Consider the following 14,565-nt stretch of genomic DNA (forward strand, 5'->3'; position numbering starts at 1 on the left):
GACCTGTGGAGAGTCCGATGAAGCTGCGAATCCTCACCCTCGGCATTGCCGTATCCGTGCTGACCGCCTGTGGCGGCGGTGACAAGCAGGACGACGCCAAGGTGCTGAACGTCTACAACTATAGCGATTACATCGCGGAAGACACCATCCCGAATTTCGAGAAGGCCACCGGCACCAAGGTGACCTATGACGTGTTCGACAGCGATGAGATGGTCGAAACCAAGCTGCTGGCCGGCAACAGCGGGTACGACGTGGTCGTGCCGACGCTGAACTTCTTCGGCCGCCAGATCAAGGCCGGCGTGTTCCTGCCGCTGGACAAGAGCAAGATCCCGAACCTGGCCAATCTCGATCCGAGCGTGATGAAGCGTATCGCGCAGCAGGATCCCGGCAACGAATACGGCGTGCCGTACATGATCGGCACCACCGGCATCGGCTACAACGTGGAGCTGCTCAAGCAGCGCTTCGGTGGCAGCACCGAGATCGCCAACAGCTGGGACCTGATCTTCAAGCCCGAAAACATCGCCAAGATGAAGGACTGCGGGATCACGATCCTGGATACGCCGTCGGACATGATCCCGATCGCGCTGCATTACCTGGGCGAGGATCCGCACAGCCAGGATCCGGCCACGCTGGAGAAGGCCGCCGCGCTGCTCAAGACCATCCGCCCGTACGTGCAGAACTTCCACTCCTCGCAGTACGTGGGCTCGCTGGCCAACGGCGGTACCTGCCTGGTCGTGGGCTGGTCCGGTGACATCATCCAGGCCCGTGACCGCGCGGCCGAGGCCTCCAACGGCGTGACCGTGGCGTACTCGATCCCGCGCGAAGGCGCCCCGCAGTGGTTCGACATGCTGGCCATCCCCAAGGATGCCAAGCACCCGGAGGCCGCCTATGCCTTCATCAACTACCTGCTGGAGCCGAAGGTCGCCGCGGCCAACACCAACTTCATCCACTACGCCAACCCGGTGACCACGGCCACGCCGCTGGTGGACGAAGCGATCCGTACCGACCCGACCATCTACCCGCCGGCCGATGTGGCGGCGAAGATGTTCACCTATTCGATCAACACGCCCGAGGTCGACAAGCTCTATACCCGGCTGTGGACCGAGGTGAAGACCGGGCGCTGACGTTGGTGGCTAACGGGGTGCGTCCTTTCTCTTGTGCGAGGACGCCTATCTGTGGCGAATCCGACGACGGCTTGTTCGAATCTTGAGCCGTGGAGAGGGGCGTTATTCTTCCGAAAATGCGTTCTTGGCAAAGTACTCCAGTCCATATGAGTGCTCTGCGGCAAGATCTCGATCGGTTCTCGCTAAATCGCTTGCTTCAGACGGTAGCGCGAAGTTGGCATCGTAATCGTCCGTCCCTTTCGCCAGAAAATCGTCAAAATGAGAAATCTCATGATAGATGGTTACTGCTTTTGAGCCGCTCTCGCTATGTACGTCATTTGGCAGTGAGAAGAAGTTTGGGCAGTAGTTGATCAGGTAGTTGATGCCTGGGGTCGTCCACGCATTGACTCGGTTGACGATTTCAGTGGGGCACTCGCAAGATGGTTGTTGCAGCATTCCAAATCTTGTGGCGGTTGCACCGATAATTTCACGTACTGTGATGTTTACGGGATTGACAATGTTTGGGTTGCCATGGATGCCAAACCAACTCGTGTATCTTGGGGTCTGTCTGAAGGTGGCTATTATCGAAGTTTCGGTCTCTTCAAAGCCGTAGAGCGAATCAAGATAGCTTTTTGCATCAGCTGCGAGCTTTCGCGCCACTGGCATGGCTTCGTTGATCACGCGAAGCTTATCTGGTGCGCACCTTGTTGCAGCCGAAGTGATTTTACGTGCTTGTCCTGATTGCGGTGTCGCTCTTGATTCCCCTTTCGGGGCAACAATGTCGATGAAGGGAGCGGGCGCGTAAATGTAATTTCTCGCCCCCTCTTGACGGGGTGTCGTTGAGGTGGACTTGTTTTCTTGGTAGCGTACGCCGGGCGGCGAAATGCGATACGTCATGCCGGAGCGGAGATCATAACTTGCAGAGATATCAATGGTTACTGTTTTGTTTTCTCCGGGGGCCAGTACCACAACCTCTCTGCGTGCGTCCTGTGTCAGGTTGACATTTATTCCTCGGTAAGCTGGCGTGGTTCCATCGATGGCTCTAATTTGGAACGAGTCGCTCAAAAGGCGGCCATCTTTTAGCGTGTTTGGAATGCTGTTGAAGGGGATCGAAACGGAACTGGATCCTTTGTTTTCATAGACTATCGTAAGCTTGGCGTGCTCGGCGCCAACAGAGCGCTCCTGCTGGACGCCGATCAACACTTCTGCGTTTGCCTGGGTCGTTGCTGCAGCGAGCAGGATGGGGAGTAGGATCTTTCTCAAGTTTCGCATGGAGGCCTTCCTTGGGATTGAGTTTGCCTCCGTCGTTTTGCACGATTTCAGAATATTAGTCAAATCTATTTCTTAATTTTGTGAATTTGCTGGTCATTCTGGGCGGGATGCTTTAGTCGGTGTTTTTCGCTTTCGTTCCTTCGGCACGGTTGTTTCTATTTTTCGGCGGACTCCTTTGTTCTTTGGGTTTGTCATATTTCAGGGCCTTTGCCTGTCCGATTCCCGCGCGGCGTCTGGCTGCTGGGGCGGATGATTTCTCTGCTGCCTACAAGCGCTTAGGAGTACGTCCCGTCCCCTCGCGTCATGGATATCAGCGTTAAAATGACCTGGCCTGTAGCCCATTCCTCTGGAGTTCCTTATGCCCCTTGACGCTCAGTTGGAGCTCGCCTCCATAGCGCCCACTGACGAACCGGGCTACCTGTCCATCCGCGCGCTGCGCAAGGAGTTCGACGGCTTCGTCGCGCTCGATGACGTCACCCTGGACGTGCGCAAGGGCGAAATCTTCGCGCTGCTCGGTGGCTCCGGCAGCGGCAAATCCACGCTGCTGCGCTGCTTGGGCGGTTTCGAGACGCCCACCCAGGGCACCATCGACCTGGACGGCCAGCGCATCAACGCGCTGCCGCCGTACCAGCGCCCGATCAACATGATGTTCCAGTCCTATGCGTTGTTTCCGCACATGACGGTGGAGCAGAACATCGCCTTCGGCCTGAAGCAGGACGGCATGGCCCGCGATGCGATCAACCGCCGCGTCGGCGAAATGCTGGAGCTGGTGCAGCTGGGCAAGCTGGCCAAGCGCAGACCGCACCAGCTGTCCGGTGGCCAGCAGCAGCGCGTGGCGCTGGCGCGGTCGCTGGCCAAGGGTCCGAAGCTGCTGTTGCTGGATGAGCCGATGGGCGCGCTCGACAAGAAGCTGCGCTCGCAGATGCAGCTGGAGCTGGTCAACATCATCGAGACCACCGGGGTGACCTGCGTGATGGTCACCCACGATCAGGAAGAGGCCATGACCATGGCCACCCGGATCGCGGTGATGGACGCCGGCTGGATCCAGCAGGTCGGCAAGCCGGATGAAATCTACGAGCAGCCGGCCAACCGCTTCGTGGCCGAGTTCATCGGCTCGGTGAACCTGTTCGACGGCGTGCTGGATGAAGACCTTCCCGAGTACGTCACCGTGCGCACGCCGCTGTTCCCCGCGCCGATCTACGTCGCCCACGGCATCACCGGCTACGAAGGCCAGCCAGTGGCGTTCGCGCTGCGGCCGGAGAAGGTGATGATCGGCAAGGACGAGCCGGCCGGCGACACCAACAAGGCCCAGGGCGTGATCGAGGAGATCGCCTATTTCGGCAGTCACTCGGTGTTCCACGTGCGCCTGCCGAGCGGGGCCAAGGTGCTGTCCAACTTCGCCAACTCGCAGCGCTGGGCCAGCGATGGCCTGACCTGGGGTGACACCGTGTGGGTGCACTGGCGCGACAACGACGGCGTGGTGCTGACCTCATGAGCGCGACCGGCTGGAAGCGCTGGCTCCCGGGCACGCGCGCCGGCGTGATCGCCGCGCCGTACCTGTGGCTGCTGCTGTTCTTCGCGGTGCCGTTCGTAATCATCCTGATGATCTCCTTCGCGCGCACCCAGGTCGGCTCGCCGCCGTACACCTGGCTGCTGGAGTACGTGGACGGCGCCTTCTCGCTCAAGCTCAACCTCGGCAGCTACGCGGCCCTGGTCAAGGACAACCAGTATCTGCTGGCCTACCTGAGCTCGATCAAGATCGCGGTGATCTCGACCCTGCTCACCCTGCTGATCGGCTACCCGATGGCCTACGTGATCTCGCGGATGAGTCCGGCCGCGCGCAACGTGGCGATGATGCTGGTGGTGCTGCCCTCGTGGACCTCGTTCCTGATCCGCGTGTACGCCTGGATCGGCATCCTCGACCGCAACGGCCTGCTCAACCAGCTGCTGCTCAAGATCGGCGTGATCGATGCGCCGCTGCAGATCCTGTACACCCCGACTGCGGCCTACATCGGCATCGTGTACTGCTATCTGCCGTTCATGGTGCTGCCGCTGTACGCCAACCTGGTCAAGCTGGACAACCGCCTGCTCGAAGCCGCCTACGATTTGGGCGCCAAGCCGTGGCAGGCCTTCCTGCGGATCACGTTGCCGCTGTCGCGCACCGGCATCATCGCCGGCTGCATGCTGGTGATGATTCCGGCCGTGGGTGAATTCGTGATCCCGGAAATGCTGGGCGGGCCGGACACGCTGATGATCGGGCGCGTGCTGTGGGGCGAGTTCTTCAACAACCGCGACTGGCCGACGGCCTCGGCGGTGGCGATCGTGATGCTGGCCCTGCTGCTGGTGCCGATCCTGCTGTTCAACCGCATGCAGCAGCGCGAGCTGGAAGGAAAGCTGGCATGAGCATGGTACGCAGCAACCGCTGGCTGGGCTGGAGCCTGCTCGGGCTCGGCTTCGCCTTCCTGTACCTGCCGATCCTGTTGTTGATGGTGTACTCCTTCAACGCCTCCAAGCTGGCCACGGTCTGGTCGGGTTTCTCCACACGCTGGTACGGCGAACTGTTCAACAACCGGCAGATCCTGGATGCGCTCTGGATCAGCCTCAAGGTCGCGTTCTGGACCGCCTGTGCGGCCACCGTGCTCGGCACGATGGCGGCGATGGTGATGACCCGCATGCGCCGCTTCCCGGGCAAGACGCTGTTCGGGGCGTTGATCACCGCGCCGCTGGTGATGCCGGAAGTGATCCTGGGCTTCTCGCTGATGACCCTGCTGGTGGCGATGGGCGGCATCCCGGGCTTTCCCAGCCGCGGCGTGACCAGCATCTGGATCGCGCATGTCACCTTCACGTTGTCCTTCGTGACCGTCGTGGTGTCTTCGCGCCTGCAGGAGCTGGACCGCTCGCTGGAGGAGGCCGCGATGGATCTCGGTGCGAGCCGGCTGAAGGTGTTCTTCCAGATCACCCTGCCGATCATCGCACCGGCGCTGGTGGCCGGCTGGCTGCTGGCATTCACGCTGTCGCTGGATGACGTGGTGATCGCCAGCTTCGTGGCGGGGCCGAACTCGACCACCCTGCCGATGAAGGTGTTCTCCTCGGTGCGGATGGGCATCAAGCCGGAGATCAATGCGCTGGCCACCCTGATGGTGCTGGCGGTGTCGATCGCGGCGGTGATCGGGTGGTACATCACCGCGCGCACGGAGAAGCGTCGCCAGCGCGACATGCAGATGGCGCTGCAGGACCCCGGCTGAACGTCATCCTGATCCGGCAACATCCGGATCACGTGGCCGGGCGCACACTGCGGGTCTGACTTTCGGAGACCCGCGATGACCGCTGACATCATCAATCCCGCGACCGGCCAGGTCACGTATCGCCATGAACTGCTCACCGCCAAAGAGGTTGAGCAGCGCCTGGCCGCTGCCGCCGAGGCGTTCCCGGCCTGGGCCGCACGCTCGCTGCAGGAGCGCGGGGCGATCCTGCGTGCCATCGCCGCCCAGCTGCGCCAGCGCAAGGGCGACATCCAGCAGGCGATGACCACCGAGATGGGCAAGCTCAAGGGGGAGGCGCTGGGCGAGATCGAGAAGTGCGCCGAGGCCTGCGAGTTCTACGCAGACCACGCGGCCGATTACCTCAAGCCGCAGCTGATCGATACCGAGGCCCAGCGCAGCTACGTCCGCTATGAGCCGATCGGCTGCGTGTTCGCGGTAATGCCGTGGAATTTCCCGATCTGGCAGGTGTTCCGTTTCCTCGCCCCGGCATTCATGGCCGGCAACGTGGCCCTGCTCAAGCACGCCAGCAACGTGCCGCAGTGCGCGGACCTGATCCTGGCGGTATGTCGCGACGGCGGCCTGCCCGAGGGCGTGTTCGATGTGCTGCACATCGACAACGACCAGGCGGCCGAGGTGCTGCGTGACAAGCGGATCAAGGCGGTCACCCTGACCGGCAGCGAACGCGCCGGGCGGTCCATCGCGGCCAATGCCGGTGACCAGCTCAAGAAGTGCGTGATGGAACTGGGCGGCAGCGACGCGTTCGTGGTGCTGGCCGATGCCGATCTCGAGAAGACGGTCGCCGCCGCGGTGAAGTCACGCTTCGACAACAGCGGCCAGACCTGCATCGCGGCCAAGCGCTTCATCGTGGTCGATGCGATCGCCGATGCGTTCGTGGAAAAGTTCGTTGCTGCGGCAGGCAAGCGCGTCTACGGCGATCCGCAGGACGAGACCACCACGCTGGCGCCGATGGCACGCGCGGACCTGCGCGATGAGCTCCACAAGCAGGTGCAGGACAGCATCGCCAAGGGCGCCACGCTGCTGCTCGGTGGCGAGCCGGTGGCCGGCTCGCACGCGGGCTACCCGGCAACCATCCTGGACAACGTCACCCCCGGCATGCCGGCCTATGACGAAGAGTTGTTCGGCCCGGCGGCCGCGATCCTGCGGGTCGGCGACGAGGCCGAGGCGCTGCGCGTGGCCAATGACACCAGCTTCGGGCTGGGCGGCAGCGTCTGGACCACCGACCCGGTGCGCGGCGAAGCGATTGCCCAGCAGCTGGAATGTGGTGCCGCCTTCGTCAACGCCATCGTCAAGAGCGACGTGCGCCTGCCGTTCGGCGGCAGCAAGCGCTCCGGCTTCGGCCGCGAACTGGCCGAGCACGGCATCCATGAGTTCATGAACATCAAGACGATTTACGTGGCCTGATGCCACCGATCGGGGTAGGAGCCGACCGTTGGTCGGCTCACCGCCTCGGCGGCCAACGGTCATCACCGTAGCGACCAACGGTCGCTACCTACCCACCTACAGCCAGCGGGCGCGCTTGAACAGGCGGTACAGGCCCACGCACACAGCGCCCACGCCGATGATCATGGCCGGGTAAGCCCAGGGCTTGTCCAGTTCGGGCATGTGGGTGAAGTTCATGCCGTACCAGCTGGTGATCAGGGTCGGGGCGGCCAGCAGCGCCGCCCACGCACCCAGGCGCTTGACCGTCTCGCCCTGGGCCAGGGTCACCAGCGACAGGTTCACGCTCAGCGCGGTGCCCAGCATCTCGCGCAGGGTGTCGATCACATCGCTGATCCGCACCGCGTGGTCGTGCACGTCGCGCAGGTACAGCTTCACTTCGTCCGGCACCAGGTCGCCCTGGTAGCGCTTGATCTGCGAGAGCATGTCCTGCAGCGGCGCGACTGCCATGCGCATCTTGTTGAGCTCGCGCTTGAGCTCGTACAGGCGCACCACGGTATGGCGCTTGTAGTTGTCGGAGAAGATGTCCTTCTCCAGCAGCTCCAGCGTGTCGCGGTAGCGCTGGGTGATCGGCAGGTAGTTGTCGACCACGAAATCCAGCACCGCATACAGGCAGTACGACGGCCCCATCGTGCGCAGCAGCTCCGGCTCGCGCTCGACGCGGGCGCGGGGTGCCGCGTAGGACAGCGAGGCGCCATGGCGCACCGTGACCAGGAAGCGCGGCCCGAGGAAGGCATGCGTCTCGCCGTACTGGATGCGCTCGTCGACCATCTGCGCGGTGGTCACCACCACGAACAGCGAGTTGCCGTACGCCTCGACCTTGGGCCGCTGATGCGCGTTGCGCGCATCCTCGATGGCCAGCGAATGCAGGCAGAACTCTTCCTGCAGCTTCAGCAGCACGCTGTCGTGGGGCTCGTAGAGCCCCACCCAGACAAAGCCGTTGTCGCTGGCGATCACATCGCTGATCGCATCCAGGCTGATGTCGTGGCGTTTGCCCTGGTCATCGTAGTGAACGCAGTTGATGACGCAGGCGGGATTTTCGGGTGTGACGGTATCCATGGCGGGCATCGTGCGTCAGCGGCCCGTGACGGGCGGGTCACGGCGGGCCAGCACCCACGCCAGCGCCACGTGGATCGGCAGCAGCAGCACGATCCACTGCAGGTTGTACTGCGCCTGCAGCGTGAGCCAATGCAGCACCAGGCCCAGCAGCGAGAGGCCAGTGACCGCCCACAGCACGATCCGGAACCACGCACGCGGCACGCGGCCGCGCAGCAGGGTGATCGCGCCGGGCAGGAGCAGCAGGCACAGCGGCGACAGCTGCAGCAGGTTGCGGTTGGCCCAGGCGGCCTGGTGCGCGCTGAAGCCCCACAGGTAGGTCAGCAGGGCGCCGCCAATGCCGCAGAACAGCCAGAACGGCAGCGCCAGGCCGCCAAGCAGGCGCCGCCGGCGGCGCAGTGCGACCACACCCGCGGCGGCGATCAGGCCGCACAGCAGCCAGGGCCACCAGCGCCGGGGCGACTCGGCCGGTTCCGGGGCGATCCGGTGCGGCAGCAGTTCCTGCTCGGCCTGTACCAGCGGGCGACCTTCGCTGTTGCGCGCCTGGCGCAGCGCATCGGCCAGACGCATCGGCACAAACGCTTCCTGCCAGCGCGACAGCGGCTGGTCGGCGAACGGGCCCAGGCCGATATCGAAGCCCAGCCACATCCACGGCGACGGCGACGCCAGGCGCACCGATTCACTGCGGTAGGTATTGCCGCGCGAGCGCCCGGACAGCTGCGAATGCAGCCCGCCGCCGAGCGCACCATCGATCGCATCGCGGACCATGGTCGCGCAGTTGGCGGTGTAGTAATCGTAGTGGTAGCGCGCGTTCTCCGGCTTGGCGCGCTCGGCCAGCGAGGCGGCCAGGGCATGCGCCTGCTCAGGCGTCAGGTCCAGCCACTGCACGCTCGCGCCGCGACCGCTCTCCTGGTAGTACGACAGATCCTGCCCGAGGGGCAGCGCGACCAGGTAATACATCATGTCGCCGCGCACGAAGTTGCCGATGAAATCGGATTCGCTCGGGTCGAAGTAACCGAAGTTGTAGGAGGTGGCGTCGCCGGTGACCGGGTCGACCACGACCAGGGCGTCATGCCCGAAGCGTTCGAAGAAGATCTCGCCCGGCTGCATGGTGACCACGCCGATGCGCGGCGCCGCGGCGACGGAGGCCGGGGCATCACTGACCGGCGCGGCATCCTGCGCGGCCAGCGCCCCGAAGGGCAGGCTGGCCATCGCCATCAGCGACAACACGAACAACAGGCGGCACAGCGACCACCGATTCAAAGGGGGCCGCATGGCGTGGGTCAATCCTCGTTGTGGGTGTCAGGCGGCAGTACGGTCACGTGGAACGCCTGCACGCGGCGGGCATCGGCACGCGCGACCCGGAACACGAAGCGGTCCAGGGTGAGTTCGTCGCCGGTTTCTGGCAGGTGCCCGATCGCCTCGGTGACCAGGCCACCGATGGTGTCGTAATCATCATCGGGGAACGTGGCGCCGAAACGCTCGTTGAAATCCTCGATCGCGGTCAGCGCGTCGACCACGTACTGGCCGTCGGCCTGGATCGCGATCTGCGAGGTGTGGTCCTCGGCTTCGTCGTGCTCGTCATCGATCTCGCCGACGATCTGCTCCAGCACGTCCTCGATGGTGACCAGCCCGGCGACACCGCCGTACTCATCGACCACGATGGCCATGTGGTTGCGCGAGAGCCGGAATTCCTTGAGCAGCACGTTGAGCTTCTTGGCCTCGGGGATCAGCACCGCCGGGCGCAGCAGCTCGCGGATGTTGGCCGGCCCGTTGTCGGCGACCACGCCGCGCAGCAGGTCCTTGGCCAGCAGGATGCCGAGGATGTCGTCCTTGTTGTCGCCGTGCACCGGGAAGCGCGAATGGCCGGATTCGACCACCTGCTTCATCAGTTCAAGGAAGGGGGCTTCGACCGGCAGGGAGACCATCTGCGAGCGCGAGATCATCACGTCGCCGACGGTGAGCTCGGCCACCGCGATGGCACCTTCCATCATCCGCAGCGTATCGGCGGCGATCAGGCCGTCTTCGTGCGCGGTGTGCAGGACCGCCACCAGCTCGTCGCGGGTGTGGGGTTCGCCGGAGAAGGCAGAGGTCAGGCGTTCGAGCCAGCTGCGCTTCTTTTCATTGTGCTCCTGGGTGGAGCTACTACTGTCGTCTTCAGACATCTCTGGAAAAAAAGGCACCCGGCGTGCCGGGCGTTGGATTTAGTCTATCAGGATGCGGGCGCCTGTCAGCGGCCTGCCGAGGGGGGATTCACGCCCGGCCCGGGGCCCGGGGCGGCGGCCGGGGGCGGGGTCTCCTCTTCCGGCGGCAGGTCCAGGCTGTAGGTACAGCCGGCCAGGGTCTTGCCGGGGTGGGACTTGACCGTGGACAGGCTCAGGATCACCGACTCGATCAGGGCCTCGCCGGTACGCGGGTCGGTGACGTCGCGGCTGACCAGCTCGCGCCCGGCCATGAACTTCTCCGGGGTATCCACACCGTCTTCCAGGGCCAGTCGCTTGGCCAGCGGGCGCGGATCGGCCAGGTCCAGGATCGCCATGATGCTGGCCCCGGCCACCGTGATGTACTCGGCGCGCTCGCCGAAGACCGTGATCGGCGCGGCCAGGCGGAATTCGGTCATGAACTGGTTGGTCTGCGGCAACGGCTGCAGGCCATTGGCGACCGCCTTGAGCGGGTCCGCCACGACCGGGGCGACGGCATCGTAATCGCTCACGCTCTTGCGGCATTCAATCAAAGCGGGCAGGTCCAGCGGCGCCGCGTCGGCAAACGCCGGGGCAGGCAGCAGGCCGAGCAGGCCCAGGTAGGCAAATCGCAACGGGGTCATCGGAACAGGTCCATCAACAGGCGTGCACGGCACGGACGCGGCGACGATCATAACGGGGGGCGGTCCCGCCTGGCAGGCCGTCAGCGACGGCGCAGCAGCCAGCGCAGCGTGGCGGTGAAGGTGACGATCGCGATCCCCGCCGCGCACAGGACCAAGGCCGAGGCGCCCAGATGGAGCGCTTCCGGGCCGCTGGCGGTGAGCGTGATCAGCGTGCGGCCGAACACCAGCGCGAAGGCCGCGGCAAGGACGAACAGCAGCGCCACCTGCACCGGCCGTGCGCGGAAGACCGGGGACTGTGCGGGCGGGGCACCATCGCGCCGGGCCCAGCGATACAACGTGCGCCAGCCCGTCGGTGCGGCCAGTGCCGCCGCCAGTCCCGACCAAGCCACCACGCCCAGGCCGGTGGCGCTGAGCGCGGCGTCGCCTGGGCCGGCCAGCAGGCGGGGCAGGACGAGGCCCGCCACCACGCTGGTCAGCAGGCCCACGACGAATACGCCGGCAGCCAGGCCGTCCAGGCGGTCGGCCCAGTGTGCGGGCAGGGGCGCGCGCCGTTGATGCGCAGCCCACCAGCTGCGCGCCGGGGCCAGGGACAGCAGGGCGATCACCGCCGAGAGCGCCAGCATGCCCAACCGGATCGCACCGGGATCGCGGCCTGCCGGTGTCAGTGCCGGCAGACCTGGCGCGCCGAGGGCGGAATACACCACGCCCGCCAGCGACAGTGCGAGCAGCAGGGGGCCCAGTGCCGAGCGGCGGTCAGGTGACGGCATCGCGGCATACATCCTTGTAGGGCAGAGGGATCAACACAGGTATCGAGGGGGCGCTCAGCGCTCGCCGGCATACGGATCGGCAATGCCCAGTTCGGCCAGGATGTCACGCTCCAGCTGTTCCATGGCATCGGCTTCCTTCTCGTCCTCATGGTCCCAGCCGAGCAGGTGCAGCACGCCGTGCACGGTGAGGTGCGCGTAATGGGCGTTGAGCGCCTTGCCCTGTTCGTCCGCCTCGCGCGCGACCACCGGGGCGCAGATCACCAGATCGCCGAGCAGGGGGAACTTGACGCCCTTGGGCAGGCCCTCCGGCAGTTCGGCCGGGAAGCTGAGCACGTTGGTGGCGTAATCCTTGCCGCGGTAATGGCGGTTAAGGGACTGGCCTTCCTTGGCGTCGACCAGGCGGATCGCCAGGTCGGCCTCGCGGATGCGGCCCTTCAGGGCCGCGGCAACCCACTTGCGGAAGCTCACCGCCGACGGCAGGCCGGCGCGGGGCAGGGCGTAATTGATCGCGACATCCAGTCGCACGGGACCACGGGTCATGGGGTTGCTCCGGGTTGCACCTGCTGCAGATCGCGGCGGTCGTAGGCGCTGACGATGCGGGCCACCAGCGGATGCCGGACCACGTCGCGCGCTTCGAAGAAGGTGAAGCTCACGCCCTCCACGTCCCGCAGCACATCGATCGCATCGCGCAGGCCGGATTTCACGTGCTTGGGCAGATCGGTCTGGGTGAGGTCGCCGGTGACCACCGCCGTGGAGCCGAAGCCCAGCCGGGTCAGGAACATCTTCATCTGCTCGACCGTGGTGTTCTGCGCTTCGTCCAGGATCACGTACGCATCGTTGAGCGTGCGCCCGCGCATGTAGGCCAGCGGCGCGATCTCGATGACGTTCTTCTCCAGCAGCTTGAGCACTTTTTCCACGCCGAGCATTTCATACAGCGCGTCGTACAGCGGGCGCAGGTACGGGTCGACCTTCTGGCTGAGGTCGCCGGGCAGGAAGCCGAGCTTCTCGCCGGCCTCCACCGCGGGGCGGACCAGGATCAGGCGCTGCACGCGCGCTTCGTTGAGCGCTTCGACCGCGCTGGCCACGGCCAGGAACGTCTTGCCGGTACCGGCCGGGCCGATGCCGAAATTGATGTCGTGGGTGGTGATCTGGTGCAGGTAGCGCGCCTGGTTGGCGCCGCGGCCGCGCACCGTGCCGCGCTTGACCTTGATCGCCACCTCCTGGGCCTCGTAGGCACGCTCGACCACATGCTCCACGTTGGCCTGGTTTAGCCGCAGGTGGATGGCATGGCTGTCGAACACCACGTCGCCGGCTTCGGCGTACAGCGCTTCGATCAGGGCCTGCGCATCGGCGACCACCGCCTTGGGGCCGGTCACGCGGAAGACGTGGCCACGGTTGGCGATTTCCACGCCGAGTTTGAGTTCCACCTGGCGGAGATGTTCGTCGAACGGGCCGGCCATGTTCGCCAGGCGTTCGTTGTCTTCCGGGGTGAGGGTGAAGTCGCGTTGTGCGAGTGCGGTCATTGCGTCCGGCGGCCGCCGGTCCAGCCGACCGGGCCGCAAGCAGGGAAAGGGAGAACAGGGTAGCGCGGGTATCGGGCGGCCGCTACAGCAGCAGCGGAAAGCGGCGTTCCCTGCGCCGGCCGCGGTCATCCACAGCGCCTGTGGGTGGTCGCGGGAGAAAGGTGTGGATAACGTGCAGCGCGCCAATGCTGGCAACGGGTGCGAGGGCGTGATCATTTCATGACCAGCCCGCGCGCTGCAGCGTGACCTGTTCTTCACGGCTGTGTGCGCAAGGTGAGGATCGCGCCTCCGCGCACACTCCTTTCAGAGGCCCCACGCCATGCCTGCATCGGTATCCGCGTCCCGGCGTTGGTTGGTGTGGGCGGTATGGCTGCTGCTGTTGCCTGGTTGCCGCGAGACCGACGAGGCGGCGCTGGGCACGCTGGAGTGGGATCGCATCACGGTGCCCGCCTCCGCGGCGGAAACCATCGTGGCGGTGCACGTGCGTGAAGGCCAGCAGGTGCAGGCAGGCACATCGCTGCTGCAGCTCGAACCTACCCGCACTGCTGCCCAGTTGCAGGCGCTGCAGGCGGACGCGGCCCGCGCGGGGCAGGTGCTGGACGAACTGCGCCAGGGGCCGCGCAACGAAGACATCGCGCAGGCGCGCGCCAACCTTGCCGCGGTGCGGGCGCAGGCCGAGGATGCCGCCGCGTACTACCGCCGCCTGCAGCCGTTGGGACGTCAACAGCTGGTGGCTGCCGCCGATGTGGACCGGGCCCGCGCGGCGGCGGGCAACGCCCAGGGCGTGGTGCGCGCAGCCGAGCAGGCGCTGCTGGCGCTCGAGCACGGCACCCGGGTAGAAGAGATCGCGCAGGGCGAATCGGCCCTGCAGGCGGCGCAGGCGCAGGCCTCCGGCCAGGCCGAGACATTGCGCAAACTGGATCTGCTGGCCCCACGCGCGGGCCGCGTGGACGCATTGCCATATCGCTTGGGCGACCAGCCGCCGGTCGGCGCGCCGCTGGCGGTGCTGCTGGTCGGTGACCGGCCGTATGCACGGGTATACCTGCCCGAGCCGCTGAGGGTCCGGGTCCGGGTAGGGCAGGCCGCCACGATCGCCCTGCAGGGGCGCGAGGGGACACTCGTCGGGCGGGTGCGCAGCATCCGCAGCGACCCCGGCTTCACTCCGTACTACGCGCTCAGCGGCGCGGACGCGGCGCGGCTCAGCTGGCTGGCCGAGATCGAGCTGACCGCCGACAACGATGCGGCGGCGATGACGCAGCTGCCGGCGGGCGTGCCGGTGCGGGTTTCGTTTTGAATGCG

The 14,565-nt window shown here is 65.6% G+C and carries 14 protein-coding genes; 6 read left to right on the forward strand and 8 right to left on the reverse strand.

Annotation, left to right across the window (positions count from 1 at the left end):
- The first annotated feature begins 17 nt into the window (after nt 1–17).
- Complete coding sequence (locus tag ABE434_RS08750; protein WP_046272012.1) at nt 18–1,124, forward strand: polyamine ABC transporter substrate-binding protein; 1,107 nt, start codon at nt 18–20, stop codon at nt 1,122–1,124.
- A gap of 102 nt (nt 1,125–1,226) precedes the next feature.
- Here the strand turns inward: ABE434_RS08750 and ABE434_RS08755 are convergent, their stop codons facing one another.
- Entirely contained in the window at nt 1,227–2,375 is a 1,149-nt protein-coding gene (locus ABE434_RS08755) for a M35 family metallo-endopeptidase (RefSeq protein WP_346478562.1), read from the reverse strand.
- 358 nt (nt 2,376–2,733) lie between these two features.
- Here ABE434_RS08755 and potA point away from each other — a divergent pair, with 358 nt between their 5' ends.
- The 4 genes from potA to ABE434_RS08775 all read left to right on the forward strand — a co-directional run bounded on the left by potA (nt 2,734) and on the right by ABE434_RS08775 (nt 7,060).
- Nucleotides 2,734–3,870 (forward strand): polyamine ABC transporter ATP-binding protein, encoded by a 1,137-nt coding sequence (gene potA, locus ABE434_RS08760; RefSeq protein ID WP_346478563.1) that lies wholly within the window; start codon nt 2,734–2,736, stop codon nt 3,868–3,870.
- Nucleotides 3,867–4,778: an ABC transporter permease subunit gene (locus ABE434_RS08765; RefSeq protein ID WP_176989562.1), complete on the forward strand. Its 912-nt coding sequence runs from the start codon at nt 3,867–3,869 to the stop codon at nt 4,776–4,778. Before potA ends, ABE434_RS08765 begins: the two co-directional genes overlap by 4 nt.
- A complete protein-coding gene (locus ABE434_RS08770) occupies nt 4,775–5,620 on the forward strand; it encodes an ABC transporter permease subunit (protein ID WP_176989563.1) in 846 nt (281 codons plus the stop codon). The genes ABE434_RS08765 and ABE434_RS08770 overlap by 4 nt, the downstream gene beginning before the upstream one ends.
- 75 nt (nt 5,621–5,695) lie before the next feature.
- On the forward strand, nt 5,696–7,060 hold the full coding sequence (locus ABE434_RS08775) for an NAD-dependent succinate-semialdehyde dehydrogenase (protein ID WP_346478564.1): 1,365 nt from the start codon (nt 5,696–5,698) through the stop codon (nt 7,058–7,060).
- A gap of 96 nt (nt 7,061–7,156) precedes the next feature.
- Here ABE434_RS08775 and ABE434_RS08780 read toward each other — a convergent pair whose 3' ends face one another.
- From ABE434_RS08780 to ABE434_RS08810, 7 genes are all read right to left on the reverse strand, one after another.
- Nucleotides 7,157–8,155 carry a magnesium and cobalt transport protein CorA gene (locus ABE434_RS08780; RefSeq protein ID WP_346478565.1) on the reverse strand — a complete coding sequence of 333 codons (999 nt, stop codon included), beginning with the start codon at nt 8,153–8,155 and terminating at the stop codon, nt 7,157–7,159.
- 15 nt (nt 8,156–8,170) lie between these two features.
- Entirely contained in the window at nt 8,171–9,427 is a 1,257-nt protein-coding gene (locus ABE434_RS08785) for a DUF4105 domain-containing protein (protein ID WP_346478566.1), read from the reverse strand.
- A gap of 8 nt (nt 9,428–9,435) precedes the next feature.
- Nucleotides 9,436–10,317, reverse strand: coding sequence for a transporter associated domain-containing protein (locus ABE434_RS08790; RefSeq protein WP_176989567.1), 882 nt, complete (start codon nt 10,315–10,317; stop codon nt 9,436–9,438).
- 65 nt (nt 10,318–10,382) lie between these two features.
- Nucleotides 10,383–10,976, reverse strand: a complete 594-nt coding sequence (locus ABE434_RS08795; RefSeq protein WP_346478567.1) for a hypothetical protein — start codon at nt 10,974–10,976, stop codon at nt 10,383–10,385.
- Nucleotides 10,977–11,056: 80 nt separating this feature from the next.
- Nucleotides 11,057–11,743: a hypothetical protein gene (locus ABE434_RS08800; RefSeq protein ID WP_346478568.1), complete on the reverse strand. Its 687-nt coding sequence runs from the start codon at nt 11,741–11,743 to the stop codon at nt 11,057–11,059.
- 54 nt (nt 11,744–11,797) lie between these two features.
- On the reverse strand, nt 11,798–12,283 hold the full coding sequence (ybeY, locus tag ABE434_RS08805) for an rRNA maturation RNase YbeY (RefSeq protein ID WP_019185849.1): 486 nt from the start codon (nt 12,281–12,283) through the stop codon (nt 11,798–11,800).
- Nucleotides 12,280–13,266, reverse strand: coding sequence for a PhoH family protein (locus ABE434_RS08810; RefSeq protein ID WP_088433024.1), 987 nt, complete (start codon nt 13,264–13,266; stop codon nt 12,280–12,282). The genes ybeY and ABE434_RS08810 overlap by 4 nt, the downstream gene beginning before the upstream one ends.
- A gap of 319 nt (nt 13,267–13,585) precedes the next feature.
- Here ABE434_RS08810 and ABE434_RS08815 point away from each other — a divergent pair, with 319 nt between their 5' ends.
- Nucleotides 13,586–14,560, forward strand: coding sequence for an HlyD family efflux transporter periplasmic adaptor subunit (locus ABE434_RS08815; RefSeq protein WP_346478569.1), 975 nt, complete (start codon nt 13,586–13,588; stop codon nt 14,558–14,560).
- Nucleotides 14,561–14,565: the final 5 nt, after the last annotated feature.

Source organism: Stenotrophomonas sp. TWI1183 (genome assembly GCF_039673115.1).
Classification (GTDB): Bacteria; Pseudomonadota; Gammaproteobacteria; order Xanthomonadales; family Xanthomonadaceae; genus Stenotrophomonas; species Stenotrophomonas maltophilia_AA.

What these genes read in the sequence shown, in the direction of transcription:
- ABE434_RS08750 (WP_046272012.1), top strand. Translation starts at nt 18, where the DNA reads ATGAAGCTGCGAATCCTCACCCTCGGCATTGCCGTATCCGTGCTGACC.
- ABE434_RS08755 (WP_346478562.1), bottom strand. Translation starts at nt 2,375, where the DNA reads ATGCGAAACTTGAGAAAGATCCTACTCCCCATCCTGCTCGCTGCAGCA.
- potA (WP_346478563.1), top strand. Translation starts at nt 2,734, where the DNA reads ATGCCCCTTGACGCTCAGTTGGAGCTCGCCTCCATAGCGCCCACTGAC.
- ABE434_RS08765 (WP_176989562.1), top strand. Translation starts at nt 3,867, where the DNA reads ATGAGCGCGACCGGCTGGAAGCGCTGGCTCCCGGGCACGCGCGCCGGC.
- ABE434_RS08770 (WP_176989563.1), top strand. Translation starts at nt 4,775, where the DNA reads ATGAGCATGGTACGCAGCAACCGCTGGCTGGGCTGGAGCCTGCTCGGG.
- ABE434_RS08775 (WP_346478564.1), top strand. Translation starts at nt 5,696, where the DNA reads ATGACCGCTGACATCATCAATCCCGCGACCGGCCAGGTCACGTATCGC.
- ABE434_RS08780 (WP_346478565.1), bottom strand. Translation starts at nt 8,155, where the DNA reads ATGGATACCGTCACACCCGAAAATCCCGCCTGCGTCATCAACTGCGTT.
- ABE434_RS08785 (WP_346478566.1), bottom strand. Translation starts at nt 9,427, where the DNA reads ATGCGGCCCCCTTTGAATCGGTGGTCGCTGTGCCGCCTGTTGTTCGTG.
- ABE434_RS08790 (WP_176989567.1), bottom strand. Translation starts at nt 10,317, where the DNA reads ATGTCTGAAGACGACAGTAGTAGCTCCACCCAGGAGCACAATGAAAAG.
- ABE434_RS08795 (WP_346478567.1), bottom strand. Translation starts at nt 10,976, where the DNA reads ATGACCCCGTTGCGATTTGCCTACCTGGGCCTGCTCGGCCTGCTGCCT.
- ABE434_RS08800 (WP_346478568.1), bottom strand. Translation starts at nt 11,743, where the DNA reads ATGCCGTCACCTGACCGCCGCTCGGCACTGGGCCCCCTGCTGCTCGCA.
- ybeY (WP_019185849.1), bottom strand. Translation starts at nt 12,283, where the DNA reads ATGACCCGTGGTCCCGTGCGACTGGATGTCGCGATCAATTACGCCCTG.
- ABE434_RS08810 (WP_088433024.1), bottom strand. Translation starts at nt 13,266, where the DNA reads ATGACCGCACTCGCACAACGCGACTTCACCCTCACCCCGGAAGACAAC.
- ABE434_RS08815 (WP_346478569.1), top strand. Translation starts at nt 13,586, where the DNA reads ATGCCTGCATCGGTATCCGCGTCCCGGCGTTGGTTGGTGTGGGCGGTA.